Annotated in this window: 20 protein-coding genes; 4 read left to right on the top strand and 16 right to left on the bottom strand. The window is 61.2% G+C overall.

The genetic code is table 11. The features are described from left to right. Positions 1-20 precede the first annotated feature (20 nt). Positions 21-680 carry a carbonic anhydrase gene (locus PMA3_RS12910; protein ID WP_064677508.1) on the bottom strand — a complete coding sequence of 220 codons (660 nt, stop codon included), beginning with the start codon at positions 678-680 and terminating at the stop codon, positions 21-23. Positions 681-741: 61 nt separating this feature from the next. Further along, a complete protein-coding gene (gene cynS, locus PMA3_RS12915; RefSeq protein WP_064677509.1) occupies positions 742-1,209 on the bottom strand; it encodes a cyanase in 468 nt (155 codons plus the stop codon). A 122-nt stretch (positions 1,210-1,331) separates the two neighbouring features. Between cynS and cynR the strand changes: the two genes are divergently transcribed. Further along, entirely contained in the window at positions 1,332-2,237 is a 906-nt protein-coding gene (gene cynR / locus PMA3_RS12920; RefSeq protein ID WP_064677510.1) for a transcriptional regulator CynR, read from the top strand. Here the strand turns inward: cynR and PMA3_RS12925 are convergent. From PMA3_RS12925 to PMA3_RS12940, 4 genes are all read right to left on the bottom strand, one after another. After that, on the bottom strand, positions 2,223-2,525 hold the full coding sequence (locus PMA3_RS12925) for a hypothetical protein (protein ID WP_064677511.1): 303 nt from the start codon (positions 2,523-2,525) through the stop codon (positions 2,223-2,225). The genes cynR and PMA3_RS12925 overlap by 15 nt on opposite strands. Positions 2,526-2,657: 132 nt before the next feature. Next, the gene (locus tag PMA3_RS12930) at positions 2,658-2,987 is read right to left on the bottom strand and encodes a hypothetical protein (protein WP_064677512.1); all 330 of its coding nucleotides are present in this window, start codon (positions 2,985-2,987) and stop codon (positions 2,658-2,660) included. Positions 2,988-3,519: 532 nt separating this feature from the next. Beyond that, positions 3,520-4,011, bottom strand: a complete 492-nt coding sequence (locus PMA3_RS12935; RefSeq protein ID WP_064677513.1) for a GNAT family N-acetyltransferase — start codon at positions 4,009-4,011, stop codon at positions 3,520-3,522. A 64-nt stretch (positions 4,012-4,075) separates the two neighbouring features. Further along, positions 4,076-6,025 (bottom strand): DNA topoisomerase III, encoded by a 1,950-nt coding sequence (locus tag PMA3_RS12940; protein WP_064680696.1) that lies wholly within the window; start codon positions 6,023-6,025, stop codon positions 4,076-4,078. A 764-nt stretch (positions 6,026-6,789) separates the two neighbouring features. Between PMA3_RS12940 and PMA3_RS12945 the strand changes: the two genes are divergently transcribed. Then, on the top strand, positions 6,790-7,158 hold the full coding sequence (locus tag PMA3_RS12945; protein ID WP_064677514.1) for a DUF427 domain-containing protein: 369 nt from the start codon (positions 6,790-6,792) through the stop codon (positions 7,156-7,158). 177 nt (positions 7,159-7,335) lie between these two features. Continuing rightward, positions 7,336-7,521, top strand: a complete 186-nt coding sequence (locus tag PMA3_RS12950) for a hypothetical protein (RefSeq protein WP_064677515.1) — start codon at positions 7,336-7,338, stop codon at positions 7,519-7,521. Positions 7,522-7,588: 67 nt separating this feature from the next. On the opposite strand, the gene lldD is transcribed toward PMA3_RS12950, so the two are convergent. The 3 genes from lldD to PMA3_RS12965 all read right to left on the bottom strand — a co-directional run bounded on the left by lldD (position 7,589) and on the right by PMA3_RS12965 (position 12,408). Further along, entirely contained in the window at positions 7,589-8,731 is a 1,143-nt protein-coding gene (gene lldD / locus PMA3_RS12955) for an FMN-dependent L-lactate dehydrogenase LldD (RefSeq protein WP_064677516.1), read from the bottom strand. Between the two features lie 100 nt (positions 8,732-8,831). Further along, on the bottom strand, positions 8,832-10,454 hold the full coding sequence (locus PMA3_RS12960) for an MFS transporter (RefSeq protein ID WP_064677517.1): 1,623 nt from the start codon (positions 10,452-10,454) through the stop codon (positions 8,832-8,834). 307 nt (positions 10,455-10,761) lie between these two features. Next, the gene (locus tag PMA3_RS12965; RefSeq protein WP_064677518.1) at positions 10,762-12,408 is read right to left on the bottom strand and encodes a GMC family oxidoreductase; all 1,647 of its coding nucleotides are present in this window, start codon (positions 12,406-12,408) and stop codon (positions 10,762-10,764) included. Positions 12,409-12,541: 133 nt separating this feature from the next. Between PMA3_RS12965 and PMA3_RS12970 the strand changes: the two genes are divergently transcribed. Further along, positions 12,542-13,438 (top strand): LysR family transcriptional regulator, encoded by an 897-nt coding sequence (locus PMA3_RS12970; protein ID WP_064677519.1) that lies wholly within the window; start codon positions 12,542-12,544, stop codon positions 13,436-13,438. Positions 13,439-13,565: 127 nt separating this feature from the next. Here the strand turns inward: PMA3_RS12970 and PMA3_RS12975 are convergent, their stop codons facing one another. From PMA3_RS12975 to PMA3_RS13005, 7 genes are read right to left on the bottom strand one after another with little or no spacing between them, the layout of a single operon-like run. Beyond that, the gene (locus PMA3_RS12975) at positions 13,566-14,933 is read right to left on the bottom strand and encodes an ATP-binding protein (RefSeq protein ID WP_064677520.1); all 1,368 of its coding nucleotides are present in this window, start codon (positions 14,931-14,933) and stop codon (positions 13,566-13,568) included. Beyond that, on the bottom strand, positions 14,930-15,592 hold the full coding sequence (locus tag PMA3_RS12980) for a response regulator (RefSeq protein WP_064677521.1): 663 nt from the start codon (positions 15,590-15,592) through the stop codon (positions 14,930-14,932). Before PMA3_RS12980 ends, PMA3_RS12975 begins: the two co-directional genes overlap by 4 nt. Positions 15,593-15,603: 11 nt before the next feature. Further along, positions 15,604-16,248, bottom strand: a complete 645-nt coding sequence (locus PMA3_RS12985; protein ID WP_064677522.1) for a tetratricopeptide repeat protein — start codon at positions 16,246-16,248, stop codon at positions 15,604-15,606. Next, positions 16,245-17,054: an SDR family oxidoreductase gene (locus tag PMA3_RS12990; RefSeq protein ID WP_064677523.1), complete on the bottom strand. Its 810-nt coding sequence runs from the start codon at positions 17,052-17,054 to the stop codon at positions 16,245-16,247. The genes PMA3_RS12985 and PMA3_RS12990 overlap by 4 nt, the downstream gene beginning before the upstream one ends. Beyond that, positions 17,041-17,715 (bottom strand): iron-containing redox enzyme family protein, encoded by a 675-nt coding sequence (locus tag PMA3_RS12995; protein ID WP_064677524.1) that lies wholly within the window; start codon positions 17,713-17,715, stop codon positions 17,041-17,043. The genes PMA3_RS12990 and PMA3_RS12995 overlap by 14 nt, the downstream gene beginning before the upstream one ends. Further along, positions 17,712-19,193 carry an AMP-binding protein gene (locus tag PMA3_RS13000; protein WP_064677525.1) on the bottom strand — a complete coding sequence of 494 codons (1,482 nt, stop codon included), beginning with the start codon at positions 19,191-19,193 and terminating at the stop codon, positions 17,712-17,714. The genes PMA3_RS12995 and PMA3_RS13000 overlap by 4 nt, the downstream gene beginning before the upstream one ends. Then, entirely contained in the window at positions 19,183-19,860 is a 678-nt protein-coding gene (locus PMA3_RS13005; protein ID WP_064677526.1) for a thermostable hemolysin, read from the bottom strand. Before PMA3_RS13005 ends, PMA3_RS13000 begins: the two co-directional genes overlap by 11 nt. Between the last annotated feature and the right edge of the window lie 192 nt (positions 19,861-20,052).

The following is a 20,052-nucleotide window of genomic DNA, read 5'->3' on the forward strand; positions in this document are numbered from 1 at the left end:
TCGTTCCGGACTGCGCTCGCTCAAGCCGCTTCAACCGCCTTGCCATAAACCGCACAGAGGGTCGGATGCCCGGCCAGCGACACGAACGTGCGGCTGCTGCCATCCAGGGCATCGATCGAACCGGTTTCGATGTCGTAGACCCAGCCATGCAGGTTCAGCAGGCCTTTTTCCTGGGCCAGTCGTACGCTGGGATGGGTCTGGATATTGGCCAGTTGAGCGATCACATTCTCCCGCACCATGGCACTGACTTTCGCCGCATCACTGGCGTGAGCGCGCGATTCGTTGATGACTTTTGCCGATTCGGCATGTTGCAACCAGCCGCTCACGGCCGGCAGGTGATCCATGCAGGTGCAGGTGGCAACGGCGGTCATGGCGCCGCAATCCGAGTGCCCGCAGATCACGATGTCAGTGACGCCCAGCACCGCGACCGCATATTCGACCGTGGCCGATACACCGCCTGGGTGCGGGCTATAGGAGGGCACGATGTTGCCGGCATTGCGGATCACGAACAGTTCACCGGGTTCTTGTTGGGTCAGCAGTTCCGGCACGACACGGCTGTCGGAACAGGTGATGAACAAGGTGCCTGGATGTTGGGTGGTGGCCAAGTGCTTGAACAGGTCGGTCCGTTGCGGAAAGACCTCGTTCTGGAACTTTAAAAAACCTTCGATGAGCGCTTTCATACGGATGTTCTCCTGTGTGGCTCGGGGTCAGCCCGCACATCGGGTGCGGGCCGGTATCCACTTAGAAAGGACGCAGGGGCAGGAACTTGCCGTCGAGGGTAATCACCGCACGGGAGCCGCCTTCAGGGTCTTCGACTTTCTTCATGTCGAGCTTGAAGTTGATCGCGCTGATGATGCCGTCGCCGAATTGTTCATGCACCAGGGCTTTCAAGGTGGTGCCGTAGATCTGGATCATTTCGTGGAAGCGGTAGATGGTCGGATCGGTCGGGATGCCCGAGAGGCTGCCGCGCAGGGGAATGATCTGCAGGCGGGCCACGGCGTCGGCGTCCAGGTCAAGCTTCTCGCCGATCACTTTGGCGGCGCCTTCCGGCAGCGGATGCTGGCCGAGCAGGGCGGCGGTGACGTAGGCCAGGCCGAGGCCGGTGCCCTCGGCCAGTGCCTGCCAGGACAGGTTTTTGCGCGCTTTGGCATCGAGGACCGAGGTAGTCAGGGCCAGACTTGGGTCGTTATAAGCGTGGGACTGTTGCATGGGAGATCTCCTGTCGGCGTTGTGTTGCTTGGGTGTGGAGCAATCTTCGGCGGATTGATCCATAGCGTCCAAGACCGATATACAATGCAATGCATAAGTACTGCCTATAGATAGGACTGCCCATGCTGCTGCGACATCTGCGCTATTTGCTGGCGGTCGCCGACCACGGTGGCTTCACCCGTGCCGCCGAGGCGCTGCACGTCTCCCAGCCGACCCTGTCGCAACAGATCCGGCAACTGGAAGAAACCCTGGGGGTGAGCCTGTTCGACCGAACCTCGCGCACGGTCAAGCCGACCGACGCGGGCGAGGCCTACATCGAGAGCGCACGTCGGGTATTGGTGGAGCTGGAGGCGGGCAAACGAGCGCTGCACGACGTCAAGGATTTATCCCGCGGCACCTTGCGCCTGGCGATGACGCCGACCTTCATGGCGTACCTGGTGGGGCCGTTGGTACGCGACTACGTGGCGCGGTATCCGAACATCCATCTGCAGATTTTCGAGTTGTCGATGGACGATATCGAGGCCGGGCTGCTGGATGACTCGCTGGATATCGCTATCGCGTTCACCCAGGTCAGGCATGCCGACATCGAGTCGATCCCGGCGTTTACCGAAACCCTGGGGGTGATGGTGGGACGCGATCATCCCCTGTACGAAAGCCAGGATCCGTTACCTGCCGAGGAGGTTGCGCGGTTGGAGTTTGCGTTACTGACCACGGGTTTCGTCACCCGTAACCGCATCGATGAGTACTTCGCCCTGGAGCGGATCACGCCGAAGGTGGTGATCGAGGTCAATTCGGTGAGCACTTTGCTGGAAGTGATCCGGCACACGGCCATCGCCACCATCCTGCCGGAACCGATTGCCACCCAGGACCGTGCGTTGCGCAAAATCCCGTTGCTGGGGGAGGCGCCCAAGCGAGGGGCCGCGCTGCTGCGGCGCAAAAACAATTATCACAGTGCGGCGTCGGTGGCTTTTATGGAGCTGGTGTCGGCTGCGGTTGCGGATGAGTCGGCGAAATCAATCATCCACTGACTGGCACACGCCGTTGGGGGCCTTGCCGGTCGAGGACACGGTCACGGAGTCGTCATCGGCGAGGACGATAGTAATCGTGACGCCTGAACCCCTGGCTTCGAAGCGGCGGTCGCTGATGGCTTTGGTGGTGGCTTCCTTCTCGTTGATCAATACGGGGCCGTCCTGATCGGCGTGGACGATAATCGTACCGGGACAGTCGACATCGAAAGAGGGAATGCCAGCGATGCTGTTGGCCTGGGCAACATGGGTCATTACCAGCAACACCAGGACAGTCAGGGTACTTTTCATCGCACGTCTCCAGGGGCCAACAGCGTAGGGTTAACGATAGCGTTGTTTAGCTGTGCACGAGACAAACAAAAAGGCCCCGCTCGATTTGACGAGCGGGGCCTTTTTCATGGATGGGGTGTCCCCCGGGAGGAATCAGTAGAACCGGTCAATCACCCGAACTTCGTTCTGGTTCTGCATCGAGGCCCACGCCTGTTTCAGCGTTTGCAGGACGTTACCGATGAAGTCCTTGTCGGCCGCGGCTTTCTTGCCGACATAACCCTGGCCGCGACGGTACATCTTCAGTCGGGCGAGCAGGTTCTGGTTGTTCCGGTCGAACTCGGCTTCATGGGTATGGGGCGACAGGCAGTCGATATGCACCTGGCCCGACTTGCTGATCCACAGGATATGGCTGTCGTGGCTATCTTTTTGCGCCGCGAACATACGAGCCAGTTCATCGATGGTGGGTTGATTGTTCAGATTCATAATAAAGCCCCTTGACCATTTGGTGATCTTTCAAAGTTGATTCGCTAATACAGGTAGCCCATCGGTTAGTTGATCCCTGGCACCGAAACCAGGACGTCAGCGGTCGACCGACAAAAATGACGGGGTCCGCGTCTGTTGCATGTAGTCGTGTTGAATAACTGCTACGCAATAGCGTCACAACGAAGAGAAGCAGCGAAAACCTTCAAGCCACTACCGACGTTTTCAGGGTCGGCCACAAGCTTCATGAGGATTGATCGCCAGCGCTTCTCGCCCTTGTACTGGACGTTCAGGCCAGGTCAGCTTCTTCAATCTGCCTTGTGGGCAGCGTGCATCCGGGAAAAACAGCTCGGCGGTCAGACGAGCTTGCTCAAACGTGTTGCCTGTACTCCCGATCGGGGAGACATCTGCATCATGCAAGGGCAAAGCGGAGGCGTCAACGGTTTTGTAGTGATTATTTTTGCTCACTACATATTGTCGGACAAAGCTGTTTGGAATTAGATAAGCGGCAGCAAAAGCGCCATTCAGGGAGAGGCTACGAGCGCTGGAAACGGTGAAAGGTACAAGGGTAACCGTCCACCGATCTTTGATGCAGCGTGAACTCGCCTCCGGTGAGTTGGGGGATTACCCTCGCCCAAAACGCCCGCGCCGGCTGGTTCGCGTCGATGTGAAAAATCTGCCATTGACCGGGGAATTGGTTCAAGAGGGTGGAAACGACAAACCTCGCGACGCCTTGGCCACGAAAACGTCGACTGACGAAAAGGTAGCCGATGTTGAAGTGGGCGCCCGGTAGATGGACCACGTCATCCACGGTCACGAATCCGGCCAGTTCGTCGTCGACCTTGATCAGGAATGGGCGGGTCGCGGGATTGCGCCAGTATTCCAGCAGGGGCTGGAAATTGAAGAAGCCATGCCCACCGAGTTTCAGCGGCAGCCACTCGCTGAAGTCATACAGGTAGAACTGCATCAGGTTTTCAATGGTCTCCAGGTCATCGCGCTGGGCGGCGTGCAGCTCTATCGACGGCATGAGGGCAGGTTCCTGATGCGGGGTTATGGGAACACTAGACCATTACCTTCAGCATGAACGGTTTTCAAGCCTTGCTCGCCGGTTTCGCCGCGCGTCTGGTGCCCGTGGAGGTTTTGCGCTTGGCAGGCTTGCGTTTGTTCTTCCACGGCGTGGCGCCACGACCGGCCGGGCTTGCCGGCCCGCTGATGGTCAGGCTCAGGCCGGCGCAGCGGGCGACCTGCTTGCTCATCCAGGCGGCCTGCTTGGTGACGAACTCTTCCAGGCTCATTTCCCCGCTTTGCACCATGTCCAGCGCCTGTTCCCAGATCGCCGTGGTCCCGGGATCGGCAATGGCGCGCGGCACCGCATCGATCAGGCTGAACGCGGCCGGGGTCGCGGCCAGGGCCTTGCCGTTCTTGATCAGGTAACCGCGGTCGAGCAGACCCTGAATGATCGAGGCCCGGGTCGCCTCGGTGCCGATGCCGGTGGTGTCCTTGAGCTTTTGCTTGAGCAGCGGATCTTCCACCAGTTTGGCGACGTTTTTCATGGCCTTGATCAGATCGCCTTCGGTAAATGGCTTGGGCGGTTGCGTCCAGAGGTCCTTGAGCTTCACCTCGGCTACCGCGCATTCGCGTCCTTCGGCCAAGGCCGGCAAGGTTTGCGGTACCGGCGCCTCGCGACCCTTGGCCGGCGCAAGAGCCTCGGGCAGGGCGCGTTTCCAGCCGGGCTCGACAATCTGCTTCCCCACGGCGCGCAAGGCTTCACCGGCACAGTCGAAGTCGGCCTGGGTGCGGTCGTATTCGTGGTTGGGCAGGAACTGCGCCAGGTATCGCGCGCGAATCAGCGTGTACACCGCCCGCTGCTTGCCCACCAGCCGCTCGAGGTTTTTTGCCGCCGCGGTGGGGATGATGCCGTGGTGAGCGCTGACCTTGGCATCGTTCCAGGCCCGGGAGCGCCGCTGAGGCTCCAGGTGGTCGTTCAAGGCGTTCAGCGTCGGGTCGGCCTGCCTCAGCGCCGCCAGGATGCCCGGGGCTTCGCTGTGCTGGCTCAGCGGCAGGTAGCCGCAGTCGCTGCGCGGGTAGGTGATGACCTTGTGGGTTTCGTAGAGCGCCTGGGCGATATCGAGGGTTTCCTGGGCGCCGAGGCCCAGCTTCTTCGAGCAGACCTCCTGCAAGGTGCCCAGGTCGAACGGCAGGGGTGCCACTTCACGCATCCGCTCGGTCCGCAGCTTGATCACCCGGGCACTCGCCGCGCTGCTCAGCGCCGCCGCCGCTTTTTGCGCCAGCGCCTGATTCAGGCAGCGGTCCTGATCGTCGCACGCGTCGGAGGCCGCCCGCCATTGCGCAGTGAAGGCGGTGCCGTCGTGCAGCAGTTGCACGTCGATGGCCCAATAGGCGACCGGGACGAAATCGGCAATGCTGCGGTCACGATCCACCACCAGGCGCAGGGTCGGCGTCTGCACCCGGCCGACAGGCAATACGCCCTGGTAACCGGATTGACGCCCCAACAGCGTGAACAGCCGGCTCATGTTCATCCCGATCAGCCAGTCGGCCCGTGAGCGTCCCAGTGCCGAATGATAAAGACTGAAGGTCTCGGCCCCCGGCTTGAGCGCCGCCAGCGCCTTGCGGATTGACGCATCGTCCAGCGCCGACAGCCACAGTCGCCGGATCGGTCCGCGATACCGGCAATGCTCCACCAGCTCCCGGGCAATCATTTCGCCCTCACGGTCGGCGTCGGTGGCGATCACCAGCTCGGTGGCCTCGCCGAGCAAGCGTTTGACGGCCTTGTACTGGCTGGCCGTACGTGGCTTGACCGTCATTTTCCACTTCTCTGGAATGATCGGCAGGTCCGCCAGCACCCAGCGCTTGTAACGCGCGTCATAGGCATCCGGTGGCGCGGTTTCCAGCAGATGGCCGATGCACCAGGTCACCGTGACATTCGTTCCCAGCCAACAGCCGTCGCCGCGACGCCTGGCGCCGAGTACGGCCGCGATGTCTTTGGCCTGGGAAGGTTTTTCACAGAGGTACAGCTGCATGGCCACCGTCGTCGATCAGTGTTCGAGAGGTGCACAGAATGGCTTGTGATGAGCGTTGGGGCAATCTTTATCTGTATGGATGTACAGTTTTTTGCGCTACTTTTATTTCATGGTGTCGGCGTATTGCCAAGCGGCAGCGAGGAGGCGCGTCTGCCCGTTGATTGACCGGGATATATAGTTCAGGGTGATTTCTACCCCGAATCAGGGTGTATTTGACCCATGACTCATGGGTCTGAATGACCCTGATAATCCGACAGCGTTGATTAGTCACCAGTTTTTCCTGGCATGTTTAATGAGTGCATAAGGTTGAACGATCCATCGGCAAACCTCCTTGCGCCGAGGGTCACACTCAGTGGGGCGAACCTGATGTTAGAAGTCTTCGGTGGCAACCTTGAGCAAAATGCCGAGCGTTTTGCTGGACTGCTCGCTGTTTCCAAACACCCGGTCGCGGGGGATGATGCCCGTTCAGGATCGCGACGGCGTTGGTCGATCGCCGGCCTGTTGTGGGCAGGCCTTGTGGGGTGTCTGCTGGTTCAGACATGATGATTCGGACGGTACGGACGGCGTTATTCTGGCGAGCGCGATTGTCGGAACGCCGCACTGTCCCGTTCGGCTGCGAATGAGCCGCCATGGCGAAACATGAGGTATACCTGTTACATCAAGGTGGCGAAACATGAGGCGGCGGCGTGGCCGACAGCGCGATGCGGCGTTCCGGCAAGCCCCTCGCCACAGCAATGCATCTTCCCATGCTCCAGGAGATAGTGATGAAAAGCGCCGGTCCCAGTCCCGTCATCACCATTGCAGAACAGCCAGGCTGCCTCCTGGTGAAGTTTCATGGCATTCAGGTGGCCGCGTCCGCACGAGCGCTGGTGCTGCTGGAGGCCAATTATCCTCCGGTGTACTACGTGCCCCGGGAGGACATCGACGAAAAATATTTCGCCCGCACCGACCACACCAGCTATTGCCCCTACAAAGGCGACGCCAGCTATTTCAGCCTGCAGATCCCGGGGCATGAAGGCGCCAATGCGGTATGGAGCTATGAAAATCCGAAAGTGTCTGTCGAGCAGATTCGCGATTACGTAGCGTTCTATCCCGATCAAGTGACGTTCGAGATTTTGAAAGACGTCGAGTGATGGTCGCTTCCCGGGATATAAAAACGCCCTGCATTGACGTAATGCTGTTCACTCGAGCATTGGTTCGATCGTACTCGATCCAGCTGATGGTCGGGCATCCGCTTACCGAACTTGTCCCCGCGCCGCGCTGTCCGAGCCCCTGCTAGCCTAATGGCTTTAATCTACGGAGCGCAGAACATGCAGATGCACGAAGCGGCGAAGGTGGTTCAAGTTGTCGGCGACGAGAATGCCAACGAAAAGCTGGCCGATGGATGGCGCTTACTGGCAGTGCTGCCCGGCCCGCCGCTCGGCTCGAGCAGCAGTACGTCGGTCGTCTACGTCCTGGGCAAGCGCAAGCCGGTCAGCGAATCGAGCATCAGTTAGTCGATAGGGGAGGCGGGGCGGCTATGAGGCCGCCTTCTTCTTGCGGCAGCGATCAACTGGGGGCAATTTATCGCACGGCATCTACCAGCGTGGACTCATCAATTTGACCAATTGAAGTCACCCCGGTCAGGGTCATCGCCACGCGCATTTCCTTGGCAAAGATATCCAGCATGTTTTCGACGCCACGTTGACCGTCGACAGCCAATGCATAAGCCATGGAACGCCCCAGCATGACGCCTTTTGCGCCCAGTGCCAGCATCCGTACGACATCGAGCCCCGAGCGGATCCCGGAGTCGACCAGCACCGACAGATCATTGCCGATGGCCTGCATGATCGGCGGCAAGGCCTTGGTGGTGGAGAGCACGCCGTCCAGCTGTCTTCCGCCATGGTTCGACACGACGATACCATCGGCGCCAAAGCTGACCGCGTCCCTGGCATCCTGGGGATCGAGAATGCCTTTGATGATCATCGGGCCTTTCCAGTACTCGCGAATCCACTCCAGGTCGCTCCAGCTGATCGAAGGGTCGAAGTTGTTGGCCAGCCAGCCCATGTAGTCTTCCAGCGTGACCGCTTTGCCAAGGTACTTCGACACATTCCCCAGGTCGTGGGGACGGCCCATGACGCCGACGTCGAAGGCCCAGGCGGGGCGGGTCATGGCCTGGAGAATTCGCCGCGAGGCGGCAAAAGGCCCTGACATGCCCGAGTGTGCATCCCTGTAGCGGGCGCCGGGCGTGGGCATGTCCACGGTAAACACCAGGTTCTGCACCCCGGCGGCCTTTGCCCGTTCCAGCGCGTTCCTCATGAACCCCCGGTCTTTCAACACATAAAGCTGAAACCAGAGGGGTTGTTGGCTTTGACCGGCGACTTCCTCGATCGAGCACACCGACACCGTGGACAGGCATAGCGGGATGCCTTTGTTTTGCGCGGCTTTCGCGGCCTGTACTTCCCCCCGACGGGCAAACATGCCCGTCAGGCCAACCGGCGCCAATATGATCGGCATTGCCAGCGGTTGGTCGAAGAGGGTGGTTTCCAGGCTCAGGGTTTCGACGTTTTTCAGAATGCGCTGACGCAGGCTGATGTCGGCCAGGTCGGCGCTGTTGGCCCGCAGCGTATGCTCTGCATAAGCGCCGCCATCGATGTAGTCGAATAAAAAACGCGGGAGTTTGCGGCGGGCTGCCTCGCGATAGTCGGATGCGGATGAAATGATCATGGTGCCTCGGTCTGGGGAGTGGCGGGGCGATGGTTGCGTCGAGCGATCAGATTAACGAAAACGCCCCGGGATGCGGGGCGTTTTTTTTTTGCACTGGCTGTCAGTTGGTGTCCAGATCCACGTTCTTGGTCTCGCGCAGGCAGATCATCCCCACCACCAGGCTCACCCCGGTAATCAGCACCGGGTACCACAGCCCGTAAAAGATGTCTCCGGTGTACACCACCAGGGCAAACGACACGGTCGGCAGGAAACCGCCGAACCAGCCGTTACCGATGTGGTAGGGCAGGGACATCGAGGTGTAGCGGATGCGGGTCGGGAACAGTTCGACCATCAGCGCCGCCAGCGGGCCGTAGCACATGGCGGAGATGATGATCAGCACCACCATCAGCGCCACGATCATGGACTTGTTGACCTGTTGCGTATCGGCTTGTGACGGATACCCCGCCAATGTCACTGCGCCACGCAGGGCCGCTTCGTCGTAACCGTCGATTTTCACGTCGCCGACGCTGACCTGCACGTCGCTGCCCGCCGGGGCCGCTGCGCTGGTGTAGGGCAGGCCCTGTTTGACCAGGAAGGTCTTGACCTTGTCGCACGGGCTGTCGAATTTCGCCTTGCCCACCGGGTCGAACTGGAAGGTGCAGGTGGCCGGGTCGGCCAGTACGGTGATCGGTGCTTGACGGCTGGCCAGGTCGATCGCCGGGTTGGCGTAGTGGGCGATGGACTTGAAGATCGGGAAGTACAGCGCGGTGGCCAGCAGCAGGCCGATCATCAGCACCGGTTTGCGCCCGACCTTGTCCGACAGCCAACCGAAAAAGATGAAGAACGGCGCGCCGATGATCACGCTGACGATCAGCAGGCTGTTGGCCAGGGCCGGGTCCATTTTAAGGAATTGGGTCAGGAAGAACAGCACGTAGAACTGCGCGGCGTAGAAGGTCACTGCTTGCCCGGCGTTGATGCTGAACAGGGCGATCAAGACGACTTTGAGGTTTTCCCATTTACCGAAGGAATCGCGCAGCGGCGACTTGCAGAGTTTGCCTTCCTCTTTCATTTTCACGAAGGCCGGCGACTCGTGCAGGCTCATGCGAATCCAGGTCGAGATGCCCAGCAGGATGATCGAAAACAGAAACGGAATCCGCCAGCCCCAGACTTCGAACTGGTCACCGGTGAAGTAGCGGCAGGCCAGGACCACCAGCAGTGATAGCAGCAAGCCGAGGGTCGCAGTGGACTGAATCCAGCTGGTGTGGAAACCGCGTTTGCCCATCGGCGCGTGTTCCGCGACGTAAGTGGCAGCGCCGCCGTATTCGCCGCCCAGGGCCAGGCCCTGAAGCATGCGCAGCACCACCAGAATGATCGGCGCGGCGATGCCGATGCTGGCGTAGGTCGGCAGCAGCCCGACGCAGAAGGTCGCCACGCCCATGAGAATGATGGTGGCGAGGAAGGTGTATTTACGCCCGATCATGTCTCCGAGCCGGCCGAACACCAGTGCACCGAAGGGCCGCACGATGAAGCCGGCGGCGAACGCCATGAGCGCAAAGATGAAGGCGGTGGTGTCGTTGACCCCGGCGAAAAACTGTTTGCTGATGACCGCCGCGAGGGCGCCGTAGAGGAAAAAGTCGTACCACTCGAACACCGTCCCGAGCGATGAAGCGAAGATGACTTTCTGGGTCTCGCGGCTGGTCCCCGCACTGCGTACGGCTTCCAGTGGCTGAACATGTTCTGACATTTCGTATCCCTCACAGTGATTGTTTTTGTTGTTCCACTGTCGGCACCGGCTTGGTGCCGCTACTGTCGATGTATCGGGTGTATCGGGTGTACTCGTTTCTGTAGGAGCAAGCTTGCTCGCGATGGTCGTCAACGATAACGCGTGAAGCCTGACACCCCGTGGTGTTCTCAGGTTCTTCGCGAGCAAGCTCGCTCCTACAGGGATGGCGTCAACGATAACGCGTGAAGCCTGACACCCCGTGGTGTTCTCAGGTTCTTCGCGAGCAATCGAGCGTCGACCGGCTGCTCCTGCAGTGTCCGTGCAGGGTTCACGGGTGTGTGACCAGTTCCTTTGGCGGTGCGATGCTCCTTGTGTCGGGGTTGAGGATGAGTTGCGCGGCTTTTTCGGCAATCATCAGCGTAGGCGAGCAAGTGTTGCCCGAAGTGATGCGCGGCATGATCGAGGCGTCGGCGATGCGCAGGCCGGGAATGCCGTGAACGCGCAGCTCGGCGTCGACCACCGCGTCCGTGTCGTTGCCCATGCGGCAGGTGCCGACCGGATGGAAAATCGTGGTGCCAATGCGCGCGGCGGCTTCGTGCAATTCTTCTTCACTCTGCAAGCTGTCGCCGGGCAGGTACTCGACCGGTTTGAAGGCTTGCAAGGCGGGAGCCGACACGATGCGCCGGGTCAGGCGAATCGCATCGGCCGCGACCCGCAAATCTTCTGGATGACTTAAATAATTGGGCTGGATCAGCGGCGCTTCCTGCGGGTCGGCGGAGCGAATCTCAATGCGACCCCGACTTTGCGGCCGCAGATCGCAGACCGATGCGGTGAACGCGGGGAAAGCGTGCAGGGGTTCGCCGAAGCGTTCCAGGGACAGCGGCTGCACATGGTATTCAAGATTGGCCGAGGTCTGTTCCGGTCCCGACCGGGCAAAGGCGCCGAGCTGGCTTGGCGCCATGGACAGCGGGCCGCTGCGGTCATACAGATAGCGCAGGCCCATGCCCATCTTGCCCCACAGGCTGCCGGCAATCTGGTTCAGGGTGCGGGCGTTCTGCAGTTTGTAGATCATCCGCAGTTGCAGGTGATCCTGCAGGTTGCCGCCGACCCCGGGCAGCTCATGGGCGATGCCGATGCCCAGGCGTTGCAGCAGCGGGCGCGGGCCGATCCCGGAGCGCTGGAGGATGCCTGGCGAACCGACGGCGCCGGCGCACAGGACGATTTCCTTGCGCGCCTTGAAGATTTTCGCCTGGCCTTGCCAGCGCGCACTGACTGCAGAGGCGCGACCCTTGTCCAGCTGCACACGGTCGACTTCGACACCTGTCAGTACGGTGAGATTTGGCCGCTGGCGAATCGGTTTGAGAAAGGCCTTGGCCGCATTCCAGCGGATCCCGGCCTTCTGATTGACCTGGAAGTAGCCACAGCCTTCGTTGTCGCCCTGGTTGAAGTCTTCGATGCTGGCGATGCCGCTTTGCTCGGCTGCGCGTTGGAAGGCATCCAGAATCGGCCACGACAGCCGTTGACGCTCGATCCGCCATTCCCCGGCTGCACCGTGATATTGCGAGTCGCCGGCAAAGTGGTTTTCGCTTTTCTTGAACAGCGGCAACACCTCGTTCCAGCTCCAGCCCGGATTGCCGTCGGCGGCCCAGCCATCGTAGTCGCCGGCCTGGCCGCGCATGTAGATCATGCCGTTGATCGAGGAGCAGCCACCCAGCACCTTGCCCCGCGGGTAGCTCAGGGCGCGGCCTTGCAGCCCGGGTTGCGCTTCGGTCTTGAAGCACCAGTCGGTGCGTGGGTTGCCGATGCAGAACAGGTAACCCACGGGAATGTGAATCCACGCATAGTTGTCGCGACCGCCGGCTTCGAGCAGCAGCACCCGGTGTTGCGGGTTGGCCGACAACCGATTGGCCAGCAAACAACCGGCCGGCCCGGCACCGACCACGATGTAGTCGAATTCATCAAGGGAAGTCTGCATCCTTGACCTCGTAGTGTTGTTCTTGTCGTCAGTCATCCTAGTTGTTAGCTTTCGTCAAAAGAATGTTAGTTTTTGCGCAGCCGCTGTGCGTTTTTAGACAGCGCCTTTAACAGCGAAGCTTCAAGGATGATTCATGTTCGACTGGAATGACCTGCGGTTTTTTCTCGAATTGCAACGCAGCGGGCGTTTGCTCACTGCGGCCCGCCGTTTGAACACCACCCACGCCACCGTGGCCAGGCACATCGAGGCCATTGAAAAGAGCCTCGGCACCGCGCTGTTTGTCCAGCACGCCCAGGGTTATGAACTGACCCCGGCCGGCGAAGCGCTGCTCAAGCATGCCGAAGCCATGGAAAACGTCGCCTTGCTGGCCCAGGAAGAAATCACCCAATCCACGGCGCCCCTGGGCAAGATTCGCGTCGGGGTCACCGAAGGCCTGGGCATCATGTTCCTCGCCAGCCGCATGAACGGCCTGTTCGAGCGGTATCCGGGGCTGGAAGTGGAGCTGGTGGCGGTGCCGCGCTTCGTCAGCATCCTCAACCGCGAAGCCGAGATCAGCATCCACCTGGAACGCCCGGCCGCCGACATGCTGGTCACCCGCAAACTCACTGATTATCGCCTGGCGCTCTATGCCAGCCAGGACTATCTGGACCGCTCGCCAGCGCTGCATAGCCGCGAAGATCTGGGGCGCCATGCCTGGATTGGCTATGTCGATGACCTGCTGTTCAGCCAGGAATTGATGTTTCTCAACAGTTTCTGCCGCAACCCGCGGGTGGTCTTCCACAGCACCAGCGTCATCGCCCAGCAACAGGCCGCGCGCTCGGGGTTGGGGATCGCCGTGTTGCCGTGCTACATGGCCAGCGCCGATTCCGGTCTGGTGCCGTTGTTGCCGCAGGAAAGCATCCAGCGTAGCTACTGGATCAGCACGCGGCGGGAGTTGCACAAGTCGGTGCGGCTGCGGGTGTTGTGGGATTACGTGGTGCAGCTGTGTGAAAGCGAACAGGATCTGTTGCTGGGCCCCGATCCCCTGTAGGCGCTGGCTTGTCGGACCGCCGCACCGCAGCGAAGACGTCATATCAGCCAATACATATGTCGACTGACACGCCGCTTTCGCTGGCAAGCCAGCTCCCACAGGGGCGAGTTTCAATGGGGGACTTCAGCTATTTGTCCGGAATCGACAGGGTCGCCCGCAAGCCGCCTTCAGGCCGGTTGACCAGGGTGATCCGTCCTCCCAGCCGAGTGGCGATGGTGTTGACGATCGTCAGCCCCAGTCCAGCCCCTTGCGCGTTCCCGCGACTGTAGAAGCGTTCGAACAAGCGCTCGCGATCCGCTTCGTCGATGCCCGGTCCCTGGTCCTCGACGCTCAAGTGATAGAACCCGTCGGCCTGGCTCAATTGCACCCTGATCACGCCATGCGCGGGTGAAAAGTTCGCGGCATTGCTGATCAGATTGTTCAGGGCAATGTCGATGGCAGCGGCGTCGGCGACCACTTTGATCGGGCGCTCATTGGCGTCGAAGGCCAACTCCAGGTTTTTACTCAGCAGCCAGGGGGTGAGCTGAACCAGGCTGGCGCGTACGGTTTCGGTCAGGTCGATGGGGTGCAACACCGGTGTCACGGTGTTCGGTTCCAGGCGGGCCATGGTCAGCAGTTGGTTGACCAGGCGGCTGGTCCGGTCGACCCCTGCGATCAGAAATTCCAGGGATTCGCGGCGTTCCTGTTCGGTGCCGGCTTCCAGCAGGTTTTGTGCGTGTACCCGTAGTACGGCCAGGGGCGTGCGCATTTCATGGGCGGCGTCGGCGATGAAGCGCCGCTCGCGGCCGAGCACTTCCTGGATCTGCGCGAGCATGCGATTGAGCGCCGCCTGCATCGGTTCCAGTTCGCTGGGCAGCGGGGTCAGTTGCAGCGGCTCCAGCGACCCGCTGTGCCGCGCCCGCAGTGTCGCGGCCATATCCGCCAGAGGCTTGAGGCCCCAGCCGATCGCCATCCAGACCATGGCCGCGAGAATCAGGCTGCCCAGCACATTGGGCCACAGGGTATGACTTACGATCCGCTCCACCAGGTCCGAACGCACGTCGTCTCGCTCGCCGACCCAGATCCGCAAATCATTGTGTTTGTCCTCGAGCATGAACGCGCGCCAATGGCGATCATGCAGATCCACCACGTCGCTGAAGCCGGGTTTCGTCGGGGGCGCGGAGAAGGAGGGCGCGCTGGCCGTATGCACCAGCACCTCGCCCTTGGGATTCCACACCTGAAAGGCAAGCTTGCTCTCATAGGGATGGCCATCGACCCCGGGAACCGCTTCGCTCAAGGCCTTGTTGAACGCCTGATACAACTCGGCGTGTTCCTTGCTCGCCATGGGCATGCGCATCACACCCTGCAGCAACCGGGCATTCTGGGCCAATTGGGCATCGTAGACTTCGGCGATTTCGTGGTTGCTGTCATGCAGATTGAACACGCTGATCACCCCCAGGCCAGCGAGCATCAGGCCGATGATCAGGGTCAGGGTGCGACGCCGGATCGAGGTCATCGACGCTCCTCGACCAGGTAACCGACACCCCGGACGGTACGGATCAGGTCGCTGGAAAATTTCTTGCGCAGATGGTGGATGTGCACCTCCAGGGTGTTGCTTTCCGCTTCCTCGTTCCAGCCGTAGAGCAATTGCATCAGGTGGTCGCGGGTCATGACCCGGCCCGGAGGCGAGAGCAGTTCATGCAGCAGTTGATACTCCTTGGGCGTCAGGGCCACCGGCTCACCCTGATAGCTGACCTGCTGGGTACCGGGGTTCAGGCTGATGCCGGCATGTTCGATCAGCGCGTGGGCGCGGCCGGCGCTGCGCCGTAACAAGGCCCGCAGACGGGCCTTGAGTTCCGCCAGGTCGAAAGGTTTTATCAGGTAATCGTCAGCCCCGGCATCCAGTCCGGCGATGCGGTCTTCGGTGGCATCCCGGGCGGTGAGGATCAGTACCGGCAGGTTGGAACCACTGTCGCGCAAGCGACGCAGCACTTCGAGCCCGTCCATGCGCGGCAGACCGAGGTCCAGCACCGCCAGGTCAAAGGTTTCACTGAGCAGTGAATGCAAGGCGCTGCTCCCGTCCTGCAACCAGTCGACCGTGTAGCCTTCGCGGCCCAGGGCTTGATGGATGCCTTCGCCCAGGGCTATATCGTCCTCGATCAGTAATAAGCGCACACGGACTCCTGTCAGTTGAGTTTCTTGTTCACATCCACCAGCAAGGCCTGGATCTCTTTACGGCGCCCGGCGTCGGCGGTTTCGCGGCCTGGCCGTGGATCTGCCTGCAGGGCTTTTTGCAGGGCGCCCCTGGCTTCGCTGTAGCGTTTCTGACGGTAGAGGTGATCGCCCCAGAAGTACAGACTATCGATGCCGTTCGGGTTGAGTTGCAAGGCTTGTTTGAGCAATTGCTCGGCCTTGTCGGCGTCGCCGAAACCGATGGGCCAGCCCGGTACGCGGTCGTACAGTGCGCCGAGGCTGGTGTAGGCCGAACCTTGCAGGGCTTTAGGGTCCAGGTTCAGGGCAGTTTCCAGATCGACCTTGGCGTCCTTGACCTTGCTCAGCGCCCCGAGCCCGCCCTGGGCTCCGGCCCAACTGCTGGTGACGATGCCGGACCAGATCCACGCCTCGGCCACCGACTGGCGCTCCCGGGTAAAGGCCGACGCCTGGGTGGCGAGTTTTTCGAAGGCGGCGGTGCGTTGCTCGGCGGGCAGTTCGTATTGGATATGCGCCCAGCTTTGCTGGATGCCGGCGAGACGTTGCTGGTCGGCAGCGTCCAGGGCCCAGACGCTTTGGCTCAGGGTCCCCAGCAGCAGGCAAAAGGTCAGTTTTTTCATGGTTTCATATGCTCGTTTTCAGGTTTTTGACTGAGGCGGCGGATCAGTGGCAATTGCTTGCGCAAGCCCCGGTCCACCAGGTTCGGCAATAAGCTGTTGAGGCGCACGAAGAAGCGTTCCGGCCAGCCAAGGTACAAGTCGCGGCGATCACCGGCGATGGCGTGCATCACCGCCGAGGCGACGTGTTGCGGATCATCGACGTTGGATTTGAGTGCGTCATTCAATGCCTGCGCCGCCGGGCTGTTCATGCTCGTGCGAGTCGCACGGGGTGCGACATAAAGAACACCGACGCGGGTGTCCGCCAGTTCCCGGCGCAAGGCTTCGGAAAAACCGCGCAACGCGAATTTGCTGGCGCAGTAGCTGGCATATCCGGGGTAGCCGATCGAGCCGTAGGTCGAGCCGACGTTCACCACCATCGCGCTCTCGGCTTGCTTGAGCAGGGGCAGCAAGGTTTTGGTCAGGCAAATCGGCGCGCTGATGTTCACCGCCAGCATGGCGTCAACGTCAGTGTCTGCCAGTTGTTCGAGCATGGCGAAGTGATTGACTCCGGCGGCATTGATCAGCAGGTTGATGCCGCCAACGATTTCGGCCGCCGCCAGCACTTTGTGCCGGTCCGCAGCCAGGGTCAGGTCGGCGCCAAGCCAGCACAAGTGTTGCGGATAGCGCTCGAGCAACGGCTCCAGCGGTTCCCGATGCCGGGCTACCGCCAGCACCCGGGCGCCACTGGCACACAGCGCGGTGGCGATGGCCAGGCCGATGCCGCCGCTGGCACCGGTCAGTACCACCCGCGCTTCAGACAGGCGCATGCAGGTATTCCTCATCGCGTGGCAAGCCCCGGAACATATCGGCGTAGAGCCGGTATACCACCCTGGACGCATGGATAACGGCCGCCTGGTCGGCCGGATCCTCCAGTTTGTTCATCAGCTGGCGATAGGTCTGCATATGCTCGATATCCAGCGAACCGTGGGAGCTGAGGTAACTGAAGGCGCTCTCCGGCAGATCCAGGCGTTCGCGAATGCTGCCGGCGGCATGGGTGGCCAGGGCGATGCTGGTGCCCTCCAATACATTGACCATGCCGAACAGGCCGACCGGGTTGTCCCGGGCGATCAAGTCGTAGAGGAAGCTGACCATCAGTTCGATGGGCAAGGACGGCCGGCCATCGCGCACCGCGTCCTTGTCGCCGCCGCACGCCGCGATGTCATTGAGCACCCATTGTTCGTGGCCGTATTCTTCGTCGATGTACTCGCACACGGCTTCACGCAGCCATTCAAGACGCGACGGCAGGCGCGCCCCGCACGCCATCATCAATGGCACGGTGTGGCGCACGTGATAGTAGGCTTGCGCCAGGAAGGCCCGGTAACTTTCCAGGCTGACCTGGCCCGCGAGGGCGTCACGGATGATGGGCAGATTGAACAGCTCATGGCGTTCGTGCCGGGTCGCTTCTTGTAGCCTGTCAAAAAAACTCATGATGCGGATTCCTCGCAAAGGGCGGGTTCGGTCAGCTGCGCCCGGTACTGCTCGACGATGGCATCCCGGCGCGGTCGGCCGTTGGCGGTCAGCAGGCCATTGGCGGCTGTGAAGGGTTGATCCAGGCGGCTCCAGTGATGGACCCGGGCGTAATCGGGCAAGGCCTCGTTGGCCTCGGCCACGGCGGCTGCCAGTTGTTCGTCGGTGCAATCAAGGCGATGGGGCCAGAGCAGCGCATGGTTGCGGGGCAAGGCTTCGCCATGGACGAAGGCCTGGGCGATATGACGGCGCTGAGTCAACTCGGCCTCGACCCACTCCGGGTTCACGTTGCGCCCGAAACTGGTGACAAATTGATGCTTCTTGCGTCCCTTGAGGTAGAGGAAACCCTCGGCATCGAACTCGCCCAGATCGCCGCTGGGCCACCATTCACCGGTGTGCGGCGCTTCTCCCAGATAACCGAGCAGGGTCGAACCCTTGATCAGCACTTCGCCGTCGTCGGCGAGGCGAATCTGCACCGTCGGCAGGGGCCGGCCGACACTGCCAGGGCGTCGCGCTTCAGGTCGATTGAGGCACACCACCGATGAGCACTCAGACAAGCCGTAACCCTCATAGACCGGCAGGCCGACACGTTGCGCGCGATGCAACAATTGCTCGGCGACCCGTGCGCCCCCCACCGCGACAAAACGCAACGAGTAGGGGAAGAAGGCTTTTTGCTCGGCGGCGCTGACCAGCAACAGGAGCAATTGCGGCACCAGGATCAGGCTCTCGGGGGCGCGGGTGGCCAGGCAGCCGAGCAATCGCGGCACGTCAACGCCACTGGCACCCTCGATGCCCAGGGTTTTCTGACTCGGCACGCTCAGAGTGGCCCCTGCGTATAACGCGGCATAACAGCCGATATTTTCCAGCAGGATCGCCAGGGGCAGCAGAGCCAGATGATGCTGCGCCTGAGCAGGTTTACTGGCCTGATCCAGTTCGCGGGCGACTTGCAGAATGCTCTCGGCACTCAGGCACACGCCTTTCGGAGTGCCCGTGGTACCGGAGGTGAAGGTCAGTTTGGCGGTGCCTTCGGGCATCCGCTTCGGGCCGCTGAAGCTGCGACGCCAGAACTCACCGCCTTTCTCATACCCGGCGCTTTGCAGTTCGGTGTCCAGCTCCGGCTCGGCAATCACCAGCTCGGCCTGGCTCTGCGCCAGGCAATGGCGGCGTTGAGCCGGGCTGAAAAAGGCCGGTAACGTCAGGCAGGTCAGGCCTTCGAACAGCGTGGCCAGGTCCCAGAGCATGGCTTCGACGCCATTATCCAGCGCCAGTGCGACCACCTTGACGTTTTCATCACGCAACCGCTGCTGGCGATACACCACTTCGGCGTATAGCGTGGCGTAGTCCACTTTCAGTTGATCGCCCCACAGGGCGATGGCATTGGTCTTGCGTTCGGCATGGCGGCGCAGGGTCTGTCTGAAATGCTCCATTTCAGGCGACATGGCTGGACTCCTCGATGGACGATGGCAATCCCAGGCTGTTGAACAGCCCGATGTTGCGCAAATGGATGAAGCCGGCGCGGATGTTGCCGACATGCACCCAGGGCTTGCTCTCGTAATAACTGCCCCAGCTGTGGCGGTCGTCGCCCAGCCGCGCGGGATCGGCAGCGCAAAGGCTCACGGGGTTCAAACCCAGGCGATGAAAGCTGTTCACCAGGCCGATGTTGCCGGTGAACGCCACCCATTCCAGGCCACCCATGGCCAGCAGGTAAGTGATGGCAATGATGCTCATGCGCGCACTGCCGGTGTCGCTGGCAGCCAGATTGCCCACCTCGACGATATCGGCCCGGTCCACCGGGCAGTCGGCCGCGACACTGATCAGCGGCTCGATCGGTTCATCCAGGTAACGCTCCAGAAACAGTGGTCCGCTGCTGGCCAGACGCACGCCGGCCACCGCACAAAGTTCGCCTGAGGCGGTGTGCATACCGAACAGTTCCGGCATGAAATGACGAATGTCGGCCCCGTGAGCCTTGCGGAAACGTTGCTGGATAAAGGCTTCGAAAAGGGGACGTTGAGGGTCGCCTGGCAGGGCTCTGGCCAGACTCGTTTTCGGGGTTTCGGCTTGGCCGAACCACAAGGGCAGAGGGATGTTCCAGTCAAAATCGGGCATTGGAAGACGCCTCCCGGGGTCAGTGTGGGAGGAGTATCGGAGGCAAATCTTAACGAAGTCTGAAGGTGGCGAAATAATGGTCGACGCTTTCTTCAGATTGTCTTAAGACTGGCCGGGCAAAGTGTCGTCAGTCGATTTCGGTGCTGGACCGGATCCGGGTTGCGCGAATGAATCGGCAGCCGGACATGACGT

Source organism: Pseudomonas silesiensis (assembly GCF_001661075.1).
In the GTDB taxonomy this organism is placed as follows: domain Bacteria; phylum Pseudomonadota; class Gammaproteobacteria; order Pseudomonadales; family Pseudomonadaceae; genus Aquipseudomonas; species Aquipseudomonas silesiensis.